Below are 12254 nucleotides of genomic sequence, written 5' to 3'. Positions count from 1 at the left end.
GGCTCCCCACCATGAACCGCTTGCCTTCGCTTTACCTGTCACACGGCGCCCCGACGCTGCCGATCGACCCGACGCTGCCGTCCGGCGCATTCACGCACCTCGGCGCCGAATTGCCGCGCCCCCGCGCGGTGCTGATGCTGTCCGCGCACTGGGGCACGCAGCAGCCGGTCGCGAGCGTGGCCGCGCACCCGGAAACGATCCATGACTTCTACGGCTTCCCGCGCGCACTGTACGAGATCCGCTACCCGGCACCGGGCGCGCCCGAGGTCGCCGAGCGGGCGGCCGCGCTGCTGAACGCGGCCGGCATCGCGACAGCGACGACCGAGCACGGTCTCGACCACGGCGCGTGGGTGCCGATGCTGCTGATGTTCCCGGAGGCCGACGTACCCGTCGCGCAGCTGTCGATCCAGCCGCGTGCGGACGCGGCCCATCACTTCGCGCTCGGCCGCGCGCTGCGGCCGCTGCGCGACGAAGGCGTGATGGTGATCGGCTCGGGCCAGATCACGCACAACCTGCGCGCGGCCGATTTCAGCGCGGCGCCCGAGGATGCGGACCCGCGCGTCGCGGAATTCACCGACTGGTTCGAGGCGAAGCTGGCCGCGCGCGACGTCGACGCGCTGCTCGACTATCGCCGGCAGGCGCCGCACGCAGCGCTGATGCATCCGACCGACGAGCACCTGCTGCCGGTGTTCACCGCGCTCGGCGCAGCCGACGACGACTACCAGCTCGGCATCCAGTCGCTCGGCACGTATCAACGCGTGCTCGCGATGACGAACTACGTGTTCGCAAGCGCGGCCGCCTGAATCGCGCGACACGGCGACACAAGCGCCGAGCACAAATAAAAAGCCCGCCCGAGCATCGCTCGGACGGGCTTTTTTGCGCTTTCCGCCACCGCCGATTCCGGTGGCAGGTCAGGCGTCAGGCACCGACCCCTTCAAGGATCTCGTCGTGCGACTCGCGCTCGTCGAGATACTGGGTCCGGTAACCGGTGTTCACGCCCCAGAAGTAGAACACCAGCGAGATTGCCGCGACGATCAGCATGTCCCAGCCGTACGGCAGCACGCCGCAACCGCCGAACTCCTTGCTGCCGACTAGCGACAGCACGGCCATCGTCGGCAGGTACGCGACCAGCCACCATGCGGCCTTCAGGTCGGCGCCCCAGCCGGTCCAGCCCGACTTCGCCTGGAAGTAGAAATACACCGGCAGCGCGACGATCATCAGCAGGATGATTTCGCCCGTCAGCGGCCACTTCGCCCAGTACAGGATCAGCGACGCGCAGACGAACGCGAACGGTGCGATCAGCTTCATCAGCGGGATCGACAGCGGACGCTCGATGTCGGTCGCCGCGCGGCGCAGCGCCATCAGGCTGATCGGGCCGGTCAGGTACGAGATCACCGTTGCGACCGAGATCACTGCCGCGAGCGAGCTCCAGCCGCGGAAGAAGAACAGGAAGATGAACGACACGAGCAGGTTGAACCACATCGCCTGGCGCGGCACACCGTAGATCGGGTGCACGTTGCCGAACATCTTCGGCATCGTGTTGTTGCGCTCCATCGCGTAGATCATGCGGGTGGTCGTCGCCATGTAGGTCGTACCGGTGCCGCTCGGGCTGATGAACGCGTCGACGTACAGCAGGATCGCGAGCCAGTTCAGGTTCAGCGCGATCGCGAGTTCGGCGAACGGCGACGAGAAGTTGAACTGCGACCAGCCCTTCGCGACGTCGGCCGGATTCACCGAACCGATGTACGCCATCTGCAGCAGCACGTAGATCACGAGTGCGATCAGGATCGACGTGATCACCGCGAACGGCACGCTGCGCGACGGATTGCGCGCTTCGCCGGCCAGGTTCACCGGGCTCTGGAAGCCGTTGAACGCGAACACGATACCGCTCGTCGCGACCGCGGTCAGCACGGCCGACCAGCCGTACGGCGCGAACCTTGCATTCGATGCGGTGCCGAGGTTTTCCGAGTGAAAGCTCGACAGCATCAGGCCGAGGATCGTGAGGCCGGGGATCAGGAACTTGAAGATCGTGATCGCGGTGTTCGCACGTGCGAAGGCCTTGACGCCCCAGTAGTTCAGCATGAAGTAGATGACGACCAGCACGGCCGACAGCAGCAGGCCGGGTGTCGTCAGCTCGCCGTTCACGAACAGCGCATGCGCCCACGGATACTGCCACGTGCTCATGTACTGGATCGACGCTTCCGCCTCGATCGGGATCACCGATACGATCGCGATCCAGTTCGCCCACGCGCTGATGAAGCCCACCAGCGAACCGTGCGAGTAGCGCGCGTAGCGCACCATGCCGCCCGACTCGGGGAACATCGCACCGAGTTCAGCGTACGTCAGCGCAATCGCGAGAATTACGACCGCGCCGATGATCCATGCGCAAATCGCCGCCGGACCGGCAATCTTCGCAGCCTTCCAGGCGCCGAACAGCCAGCCCGAACCGATAATCGAACCCAGCCCCGTCAGCATCAGTGCAAACGGGCCGATGTTCCGTTGAATAGAACTCTTCACATCCTCTCCTATGTCTCAAAAAGCATGGTCGGCCCGCGGTCCGGGATCGGCTCGGACAGCAGCGCGCATGCAATTTTGGGGGGAAGGATCACCCGATCGGGGCAACCCGTCCACGCGGCGCGTAGTTTAACGGTTGCACCTCCAAGTTGGCGCCAAAATCGTTCGGCCCCTACAAAAAAGTCGCATCGTTTGCAAGGTTTGTAAACCTTAACTCCGCAATAACCCTGAGTGCATGGAAATCCGGTTGACCGCGCGACCGATTACCCGTATAAACAACGTTGCAGGATTTCAAGCGGCGAGTGAATTGGTTCTTTCGTAGTTCGCCCATCAACGGTACTCCGGTTGGTCCCATTACCCCTTCCTTGATTTTCCGCACCCCATGGGCCTCGGCCCCGTTTTATCTTTTTAGGAACAAGTAACATGGCAACCGGTACCGTCAAGTGGTTCAATGACGCAAAGGGCTTCGGCTTCATCACCCCGGAAGGCGGCGGCGACGATCTGTTCGCGCACTTCTCGGAAATCCGCGTCGAAGGCTTCAAGACGCTGCAAGAAAACCAGAAGGTTGAATTCGAAGTGAAGACGGGCCCGAAGGGTCTGCAAGCTGCGAACATCCGTCCGGTCTAAGTTCGGCGCGATAATTCGTGTAAAAAAGCCCCGCTTCGGCGGGGCTTTTTGTTTTCCGGCGCGGGCGGCCATGCGGCCGCCACGATCGAGAATGGCCTCCGGTCAGCCGAACAGCCGCTGCGCGTGAATGCCGAGCCCGGTCGCGACGCTCGCGAGGCGATCGCCGAACACCGGCTGCGCGTCCGGGAATGCGCCGGCGAGCGCACCCGACAGGAACGCGAGCCCGGTCGAGCCGCCGGTGAAATACAGCGCGCCGACGTCGCGCGGCGCGACGCCCGCCAGCCGCACCGTTTCGCGCGCGGCATCGACGATGCGCGCCGTGTCGTCGACGCTCGCGTCGACCAGGCGTTCGGCGTCGAACGCGATCTGCAGATCCTCTTCCACGTCGTTCAGGTCGATCATCGTCTCCCCGCCCGCCGCCACACCGATCTTCGCTTCTTCCGCGCGCGCCATCAGTGCATGCCCGAGCCGCTGCTCGACCACGCGCGTGAGCCGGTCGTACTGCCGCACGTCCTGGTACAGGTGCTTCATCAGCTTCAGCTCGCCCAGCCGCTTCGGCGTGTAGACCGTGTTGATGAGGTGCCAGGTCGCGAGGTCGAAGTAGATCCGGTTCGGCAGCTCGCGTCCCTCGGGATCGAGCGCGCGGTAGCCGAACGCCGGCAGGATCGCCGCCAGCTCGACGCGCCGGTCGTAATCGGTGCCCGCGACGTGCACGCCGTGGTGCGCGAGCACGTCGTCCTTGCGCTCGAGGCGCGCCATCCGCTCCGGCCCGACGCGCACCAGCGAGAAGTCCGACGTACCGCCGCCGATGTCGGCGACCAGCACGAGCCGCTCGGCCTGCTGGCGCGACTCGTAGTCGAACGCGGCCGCGATCGGTTCGTACTGGAAATGCACGTCCGCGAACCCGACCGACTGCGCGGCCGCTTCGAGCTGGTCCTGCGCGAGACGGTCGGCGCGCGGATCGTCGTCGACGAAGAACACCGGCCGGCCGAGCACCGCGCGGCCGATCGGCGCGCCGGCGCGCGCTTCGGCCTTGCGTTTCAGGTGCGTCAGGAAGCGCGCGATGATCTCCGTGTACGCCATCGCGCTGCCGTCGCCGAGATCGGTCGTGGTTTCCGCGAGCGGCGAGCCGAGGATGCTCTTCATCGAGCGCATCAGGCGGCCGTTGAAACCGTCGATATAGGACGCGAGCGCCGCCCGGCCGTATTCGACCGTCTGCTCGTCGTTGTTGAAGAAGATCGCGGTGGGCAGCGTCAGGTGGTCGCCCTCGACGGGCGCGAGGCGCATGGCATCGCCGTCGGGCAGGGCCACGGCGGAATTGGACGTGCCGAAATCGATCGCGCAGTAAGTCATGGGAAGGTGCCGCAGCATGGCCGGCGCGAAAACGGAAAGGACGGGCTTTTTAACATGAAGCCCGCCGGATCACAACCGGGGGCGGCCGCCGGCGCGGTGCAACCGGCCCGGGGCGGAGATCAGGCGCGCCCGCGGCATGCCGGCGACAGGGGCGGACGGGGTGCCCGAGGCGCCCCGCCGCCCGCTTGCAGCGCACCGGCGACAGGTTCGGACAGAGTGCTCGACGCGCCCCGGCACCCGCTTGCGGCACACCGGCGACAGGTGCAGACGGGGTGCCCGACGCGCGCCGCTGCCCGCCTGCAGCGCACCGGCAACCGGTGCGGACAAGGTGCTCGACGCACGCCTGCCCGCTTGCACCATCAGGCCGCGGCGTCGAAACCCTTCTTCCATGCGCCCGCATACACGACCTCGCCGATCGCATGGCGCGTGCGCGGCGCCTTTTCGCGTTCGCGCAATACCGGGTCGAGCTTGTCGACGTTGCCGTAGTGGCCGAGCGAGATGATCGCCGGAATCGCGACGTCGGCCGGAATCTCGAACGCATCGCGGAACGCCTTCGCATCGAAGCCGCTCATCTGGTGCGCGGCGAGACCCAGCGCGTGCGCCTGCAGCACCAGCGACATCGCGGCCGCGCCCGCATCGTACAGCGCGGTCGGCGCCGGCTCGCCCTTCGGCGTGAGCGTATGCGCGGTCACGGCGATCAGCACCGGCGCCGGCGCGTTCCAGCCCTGGTTGAACGGCACCAGCGTCGCGAATGCGTGCTTGAACGCCGCTTCGTCCTGCGTGCGATCGAACACGATGAAGCGCCACGGTTGCGCGTTGTAGGCGGACGGCGCCCAGCGCGCCGCTTCGAGCACCGCGTGCAGATCGGCGGCGCTGATCGGCTCGTCCGAATACGCGCGCGGGCTCCAGCGGCCGGCGATCAGGTCGTGAATCGAAACAGTGGTGGGAGCAGGTTTGACGGACATGCGGTTCCTCGCTGACATCGATGAAGGGCGCGAACGCCCGGCGAACCGCAAGCATAACCGCTTGAGCCGTCGCGCGCCCGGTCATCCCGCGCAATGCAAATCACCGATCCTGCATTGACCGGCCGCACCCGCGCACGGGCCGGCCGGCGCACCGCGCTCAGGCGGCCTGCGCGGCCGCGCGGGACGGGCCGCGATTGATCCGCAGCACGATCAGCGCACCGACGATGCAGAGCGCGCCCGAGATCATCGACGCGATCGTATAGGTGCCGAGGCTCGCGCGCAGCAGCCCCGCGCCGAGCGCCGCGAACGCCGCGCCCAGTTGGTGGCCGGCGACGATCCAGCCGAACACGACCGGCGCCGCGGCCTTGCCGAACACGTCGGTGGCCAGCCGCACGGTCGGCGGCACGGTCGCGATCCAGTCGAGCCCGTAGAACATCGCGAACAGCGGCAGACCGAAGAAGTCGATGCCGAACGCATGCGGCAGGTAGATCAACGACAGCCCGCGCAGCCCGTAGTACCAGAACAGCAGCACGCGGTTGTCGTAGCGGTCGGACAGCCAGCCCGACAGCGTCGTGCCGAACAGGTCGAACACGCCCATCGCGGCGAGCAGCGAGGCGCCCTGCACTTCGGACATCCCGTAGTCGCTGCACATCGCGATCAGGTGCGTGCCGACGTAGCCGTTGGTGCTCGCGCCGCAGATGAAGAAGCTGAAGAACAGCAGCCAGAAGTCGCGCGAGCGGCTCGCGGTCAGCAGCGTGCGGAACGCGACCGCGAGCGGGTTCTCCTTCGTCGCGTCGGGCGCCGCCGGCGCGTCGGCCGGCTCGCCGTACGGGCGCAGCTGCACGTCGGCCGGTCGCTCGGGCAGCAGGAACGCGACCAGCGGAATCACGATCGCGGCCGCCACCGCGACGACCAGCACGACCGGCCGCCAGCCGTGGCGCTGCGCGATCGCCGCGAGCATCGGCAGGAACACGAGCTGGCCGGTGGCCGTGCTCGCGGTCAGGATCCCCATCACGAGCCCGCGCCGCGCATGGAACCAGCGTGTGACGAAAGTCGCGGACAGCGTCAGCGCGACGACGCCGGTCGAGCAGCCGACCATCAGCCCCCAGATCACGACCATCTGCCAGCTCTGCGTCATCATCGACGACAGCGCGACGCCCGCGCCCATCGTCACCAGCGCGGTCAGGATCGTCGGCCGCAGCCCGAAACGCTGCATCGCCGCGGCCGCGAACGGGCCCGTCAGGCCGTACAGCGCGATGTTCACCGAAATCGCCAGCGAAATCGCCGCGCGGCTCCAGCCGAGTTCGCGTTCGAGCGGCACCATCAGCACGCTCGGCGTCGCGCGCGTGCCGGCCGCCGCCAGCAGGATCAGGAAAACCACCGCCGCCGCGAGCCATCCGTAGTGGAAGCGCCCGCCGATTCGTGTCACTGCCCAGTTCATGTTGTCGCTCTCCAGTTGGCTGGCCCGCGCTCGCGCGCCAGCCCCGCCTCACCTCCGGGCCACCTCCGCCGCACGCTGCATCGGCTGACCCGGGCCGATACGTGGCATTTGTCTGTCGATCCGGTCGGCATTGTTACCGATCGGTCACAAGTGTGTTGCGATCGTAGTTACCAGTCGGTAACATGTCAAGCAATTCACCACGCAGTCGAGGGTCATCATGTCGGGCATCGAGGCCGCCAACAAGCCGCCGGCACGCCGCACGCGCCGGCCGATCGCCGCGGCCGCCGCGCAGGAACACCTGCTGCGCGCCGCGGAGGAGCTGTTTTACAAGGAAGGGGTGCGCGCGGTCGGCGTCGAGGCGGTCGTGGAGCGCGCGGGCGTCAACAAGATGAGCCTGTACCGCCAGTTCTCGTCGAAGGACGAGCTGATCCTCGCGTATCTGGAACGGATGGATGCGTGCTTCTTCGAGCGTCTCGATTCGAGCGTCGCGAAGCATCCGGGCCAGCCGAAGGCGCAATTGATCCAGTATTTCGTCGATCTGGCCGAACGCGCGACGCAGAAGGACTATCGCGGCTGTCCGTTCGTCAACGTCGCGGCCGAATTCCCGGATACGTCGCATCCGGCGCGCGAGCGCGTCGCGCAGAACAAGGAACAGCTGATGAAGCGGCTCCTCGAGTTGTGCGAAGGCGCGGGCGCCCGGCAGCCGAAAGCGCTCGCCGACGCGCTCGCGCTCATCGTCGAAGGCATCTACGCGGCCAGCCAGACCTACCGGCACGGCGAAACGCCGATCGGCACCGCGCCCGCGCTGGCCACGCAGCTGATCGACGCCGCCTGCGCGTGACGGGCGGCGCACGCGCCGACCCGGCGTGCCCGCTCCGGCTACAATGCGGCCCTCGCTGCCGCTTCGCCCGACCGCCTCCGCCATGACCGATACCCGCCCCGACTCCCACGACGACATTCTCGCCGCCACGCGGCACTGGCTCGCGCGCGCGGTGATCGGGCTCAATCTGTGCCCGTTCGCGAAGAGTGTCTATGTGAAGGAACAGGTACGCTATGCGATCAGCGAAGCGACGACGCTCGAGGATGCGCTCGCCGATCTCGAAACCGAGCTGCGCGCGCTCGAAGCGGCGGATCCGCAGCAGGTCGACACGACGCTCGTGATCTATCCGCGCGCGTTCGCGGATTTCGTCGACTACAACGATGCGCTGTTCTTCGCCGAGCGGCTCGTGCGGCAACTGCGACTCGACGGCGTGCTGCAGATCGCGAGCTTCCATCCCGAGTACCGGTTCGAAGGCAGCGAAGCCGACGACATCGAGAACTACACGAACCGCGCGCCGTATCCGATCCTGCACCTGCTGCGCGAGGACAGCATCGCGCGCGCGGTCGATGCGTTCCCGGACGCATCCGCGATCTACGAGAAAAACCAGGAAACGCTGCGCCGCCTCGGCCACGACGGCTGGCGTGAATGGATGCGCCGGCCGGGCGACGACGTCTGACGCGTCGCGCGGCGGGTGGCTGGCGCGCGGCGGACGGGGGCCGGGCGTCGGTCCGCCTTGGTCCGCCTTGGTCCGCCTTGGTCCGCCTTGGTCCGCCTTGGTCCGCCTTGGTCCGCCTTGGTCCGCCTCGGTCGCCTCGATCCGCCTCAGTCCGCGGACTGCTCGACGGCCTCGCCGGCCGCCGCCGCGGGTGCCGGCGCGAAGAAGCGCTCGTTCAGTTCGGCGAGCCCGAACATGCCGAGGATCTCGTTCAGCCGCTCGCCGGGCTTGCGGCGCGGCAAGTTCTTGTACTGCGCGATGATCAGCTCGTTCTTCATCGAATGCTCCCAGCCGACCAGCTCGGTCACGCTCACCTGGTAGCCGTGCGCCTCGAGCTGCAGGCAGCGCAGCACGTTGGTGATCTGGCTGCCGAATTCGCGCGTATGCAGCGGATGCCGCCACACTTCCGTCAGCGCGTTCGCGAGCGACTTGCCCTTGTTCTTGCGCAGCACGCCCGCGACCTCCGCCTGGCAGCACGGCACCAGCACGATGTGCTGCGCGCGCTTCGCGAGCGCGAACCGGATCGCGTCGTCGGTCGCCGTGTCGCATGCATGCAGCGCGGTGACGACGTCGACCGTTTCGGGCAGCTTCGGCGACGTGATCGAATCGGCGACCGACAGGTTCAGGAACGACATCCCGCCGAATCCGAGCCGCGCGGCGAGTTCGGTGGAGCGCGTGACGAGTTCCTCGCGCGTCTCGATCCCGTACACGTGCGACGCGGACGCCGGCGTGCCGTGCCCCGGCTGCTGCTTGAAGAACAGGTCGTACAGGATGAAGCCGAGATACGACTTGCCGGCGCCGTGATCGACGAGCGTCACGCCGCCCTTGTCGGCCTGCACGCTCGCGAGCAGCGGCTCGATGAACTGGAACAGGTGATAGACCTGCTTCAGCTTGCGGCGGCTGTCCTGGTTCAGCTTGCCGTCGCGGGTCAGGATGTGCAGTTCCTTCAGCAGCTCGACGGACTGCTCCGGACGGATTTCGTAGGTCTTGTTCGACATCGTGAAACGGCGCCGGGCCACGGTCGGTCGACCACGGCCCGGCGGCGGGAATTCGTGAGGAATGGCGACAGTTTACCGAAAATACGCGATCAGGCTCGCGCGCCGAGCCGCCAGAGCGACGTGACCTCGGCGCGGCGCGCGGCGTGCAGGGGATCGTCCGCGTCGGCCGACTTCGGGTGTGCGGGGCGGATGTCTTCGCGGCCGCGCACGACGAGGCCGGCTTCGTCGATCCATTGCAGCAGCGTGTCGCGCGGGCGCAGGCCGAGATGCTCGGCAAAATCGGACAGGATCAGCCAGCCCTCGCCGCCCGGTTCGAGATGGTCGGCAAGCCCCGCGAGGAAACCGCGCAGCATGCGGCTGTCGGGATCGTAGACCGCGTATTCGATCGGCGCGCTCGGACGGGCCGGCACCCACGGCGGGTTGCAGACGACGAGCGGCGCGCGGCCGGCCGGAAACAGGTCGGCTTCGACGACGTCGACGCGCCCGGCATGACCGAGCCGCGCGACGTTCTCGCGGGCGCATGCGAGCGCGCGCGGATCCTGGTCGGTCGCGACGATGCGCTCGACGCCGCGCGACGCGAGCACGGCCGCGAGCACGCCGGTGCCCGTGCCGATATCGAACGCGAGCGAGGTCGCGGGCAGCGGCGTGCGCGCGACGAGTTCGACGTATTCGCCGCGCACCGGCGAGAACACGCCGTAATGCGGATGGATCGGCGCGCCGCCGAGCGCCGGGATCGGCACGCCCTTCTTGCGCCATTCGTGCGCGCCGACGAGGCCGAGCAGTTCGCGCAGCGACACGACCGACGGCGCGCCGCCCGGGCCGTATGCTTCCTCGCATGCGGCGCGCACGTCGGGCGCGCGGCGCAGCGGGATCGTGTAGTCGGCGTCGAGCGGGATCAGCAGCATCCCGAGCGTGCGGGCGCGCTGCGATTGCGCGAGCCGGTGCAGGTTGAACGCGTCGACGCCGACCGCGGCCTTCGCCTTCTTCGGCTTGCGTTCGACGCGGCGCGCCATCGCCTGCACGAGCTGGCGTGCATTCTGGAAATCGCCCTGCCAGACGAGTGCGGTGCCCTCGCACGCGAGGCGGTACGCCGCGTCGGCGGTGAGGCGGTCGTCGGCGGGCACGGCGCGCTTCGGCGGCTGCACGCCGGCTTCGGAGCGCCAGCGCACGGCATGTTCGGCGCCGTCGGCGTCGGTCCAGTGGAAAACGGGGAAATCGGTCACGCGAGCTCGGCTACGGTTGGCTTCAGACAGGCGGCGCTACCGGACTACCGGAGTGCGCCGCGCGGACCACACCATACCGCGCTTTGCCCGCGCGGCAAAGCGCGGGCGACCGCCCTGGCCGCCACCCGCGCGATGCTCGCGGCGTGTCAGCTCTGGTCGTCGAGCGCCGCGCCCGGCGCGTTCTGCTTCACCGACGCGATGCCGTTCTCGCGGCCGGCTTCAGCCTTGTACAGCTCGCTCGTGCCGATGATCTCGTGATTGCCGGCCTTCAGGTTGAACATGAACTGGCCGTTGCTCGCGGTCTTGCGCTCGTAGCGTGCGTCGTCCGGTGCGTTCTTGCGCACCGACGCGACGCCGTTTTCCGCCGACGCCTTGGTCTTGTACAGCTCGCTGCGCAGAATGATCTCGCCGTTGGCGGCCTTCAGGTGGAACAGGAACTGCCCGTCGTTCGCTTTCTTGATGACGAATTTCGCTGCCATGGTGCCCTCTCCACAAAGTCGTCCGGCCCTCCGGACCGAGGCAGTCTAAACGCGATTGCAGCGCAAAACGTAAGGCGCACGAAACACGATCGTCAGAAATCGTCAGACGGCGCTGCAATCACGCCGCTTCGTCCGGTCCGGCATCCGGGGCGTCGCGCAGGCATCGTCTAGCCGCCCCACCCCGGCGTCGCCGGCATGCGCAACGTGCCCGCATCGCTGAAACGCACGGTGCCGAGCACGCCGCCGGCGAGCCGGCCGCGCAGCGCGTACGGCAACTCGCCGCTGGCCGCCGCGCCGGGCAGGTTCCACGCCTGCCGCGCGGCGGCGAACGCCGACACCGAAACGGGCACGTCGATCACGGCCTCGCCGAAGCGCGGCACGACGCCCGAGCGATCGCTGACCCCGCTCGCGAACGGCGTGCCGTTCAGGTCGAGCGCGACCGAAATGCCGTCGAATTCGATCGGCGTGTCATTCGGGTTCTGTACGCGCAGCTTCAGGCTGAAGCGCATCTCGAGGCCCTGTCCGGCCAGCGGGTCGAGCCCGGCGACGGTCACGCTCACGGGCTCGCGCGTCAGGCCCGCGCACCCGCCGAGCGCGAAGACGGCGGCGAACAGCAGCAGCATGGCGCGCAGCGGCGCGATACGGAACAGGGCTCGTGGCATGGGCTGGCCTCCTTGCGGCAATCGATCGGCGGGTCGTCGCCGCATTGTACCGAGCGCGCCGCGCCGCACCCTGATTCGTAGTTTTCGCGCATCAGCGAGATCGTTAATAGATTAAAACTACGGAAACGAACGGCTAAACAGAAAGCGAATTAATGCCTCCCAGCATTCAATGGCGCGCGAAAAATTCAAGGGAAGCACTTTCTAATTTTTTCGTTTCCTTTACCCAAAACCATCAAGTATATTTACGCATCCTTCGAGCAGGCCGACAAACCTTCAAGCCGTATGACGGCGATTTTACGGAACGGCGACACGCCGTCCTTCCGTCCTGCGGCCTGGTACGGCCAGCCCCGTGGGTCGTCGGTTCAAAGGGAATGCACGCCAGCACAGGGCGGGCGGCCCCGTGTCGTGCGCGCGAAATCAATTCAGTACAACCCGCGCCCGGCCATTTTGAACCGGC

The 12254-nt window shown here is 67.6% G+C and carries 12 protein-coding genes; 4 read left to right on the top strand and 8 right to left on the bottom strand.

From position 1 onward, the window contains the following. Window positions 1-11 precede the first annotated feature (11 nt). The gene (locus tag DIE02_RS16190; RefSeq protein WP_059607887.1) at window positions 12-803 is read left to right on the top strand and encodes a class III extradiol ring-cleavage dioxygenase; all 792 of its coding nucleotides are present in this window, start codon (window positions 12-14) and stop codon (window positions 801-803) included. Between the two features lie 115 nt (window positions 804-918). Here DIE02_RS16190 and DIE02_RS16185 read toward each other — a convergent pair whose 3' ends face one another. Beyond that, on the bottom strand, window positions 919-2517 hold the full coding sequence (locus DIE02_RS16185; protein WP_124487890.1) for an APC family permease: 1599 nt from the start codon (window positions 2515-2517) through the stop codon (window positions 919-921). A gap of 420 nt (window positions 2518-2937) precedes the next feature. Here DIE02_RS16185 and DIE02_RS16175 point away from each other — a divergent pair, with 420 nt between their 5' ends. Next, window positions 2938-3141, top strand: a complete 204-nt coding sequence (locus tag DIE02_RS16175) for a cold-shock protein (protein WP_006477070.1) — start codon at window positions 2938-2940, stop codon at window positions 3139-3141. Window positions 3142-3243: 102 nt separating this feature from the next. Here the strand turns inward: DIE02_RS16175 and DIE02_RS16170 are convergent, their stop codons facing one another. The 3 genes from DIE02_RS16170 to DIE02_RS16160 form a co-directional block, all read right to left on the bottom strand. Beyond that, window positions 3244-4494 (bottom strand): Hsp70 family protein, encoded by a 1251-nt coding sequence (locus DIE02_RS16170; protein ID WP_124487889.1) that lies wholly within the window; start codon window positions 4492-4494, stop codon window positions 3244-3246. A 359-nt stretch (window positions 4495-4853) separates the two neighbouring features. Beyond that, entirely contained in the window at window positions 4854-5459 is a 606-nt protein-coding gene (locus DIE02_RS16165) for a nitroreductase family protein (RefSeq protein ID WP_044845905.1), read from the bottom strand. Between the two features lie 157 nt (window positions 5460-5616). Continuing rightward, window positions 5617-6900 (bottom strand): MFS transporter, encoded by a 1284-nt coding sequence (locus DIE02_RS16160; RefSeq protein ID WP_124487888.1) that lies wholly within the window; start codon window positions 6898-6900, stop codon window positions 5617-5619. Window positions 6901-7117: 217 nt separating this feature from the next. On the opposite strand from DIE02_RS16160, the gene DIE02_RS16155 reads away from it, so the two are divergent. Continuing rightward, entirely contained in the window at window positions 7118-7741 is a 624-nt protein-coding gene (locus DIE02_RS16155; protein WP_124487887.1) for a TetR/AcrR family transcriptional regulator, read from the top strand. An 82-nt stretch (window positions 7742-7823) separates the two neighbouring features. Beyond that, entirely contained in the window at window positions 7824-8396 is a 573-nt protein-coding gene (locus DIE02_RS16150) for a DUF1415 domain-containing protein (RefSeq protein ID WP_124487886.1), read from the top strand. A gap of 146 nt (window positions 8397-8542) precedes the next feature. Here the strand turns inward: DIE02_RS16150 and DIE02_RS16145 are convergent, their stop codons facing one another. From DIE02_RS16145 to DIE02_RS16130, 4 genes are all read right to left on the bottom strand, one after another. After that, window positions 8543-9433, bottom strand: coding sequence for an SAM-dependent methyltransferase (locus tag DIE02_RS16145; protein ID WP_124487885.1), 891 nt, complete (start codon window positions 9431-9433; stop codon window positions 8543-8545). An 89-nt stretch (window positions 9434-9522) separates the two neighbouring features. Continuing rightward, the gene (locus tag DIE02_RS16140) at window positions 9523-10656 is read right to left on the bottom strand and encodes a class I SAM-dependent methyltransferase (RefSeq protein WP_124487884.1); all 1134 of its coding nucleotides are present in this window, start codon (window positions 10654-10656) and stop codon (window positions 9523-9525) included. Window positions 10657-10802: 146 nt separating this feature from the next. Then, the gene (locus DIE02_RS16135) at window positions 10803-11135 is read right to left on the bottom strand and encodes a YegP family protein (protein ID WP_124487883.1); all 333 of its coding nucleotides are present in this window, start codon (window positions 11133-11135) and stop codon (window positions 10803-10805) included. 167 nt (window positions 11136-11302) lie between these two features. Continuing rightward, complete coding sequence (locus DIE02_RS16130) at window positions 11303-11797, bottom strand: LEA type 2 family protein (protein ID WP_124487882.1); 495 nt, start codon at window positions 11795-11797, stop codon at window positions 11303-11305. Window positions 11798-12254 lie beyond the last annotated feature (457 nt).

Source organism: Burkholderia sp. Bp8991 (assembly GCF_003853795.1).
In the GTDB taxonomy this organism is placed as follows: Bacteria; Pseudomonadota; Gammaproteobacteria; order Burkholderiales; family Burkholderiaceae; genus Burkholderia.
This window is presented reverse-complemented; position numbering and strand designations above follow the sequence as displayed.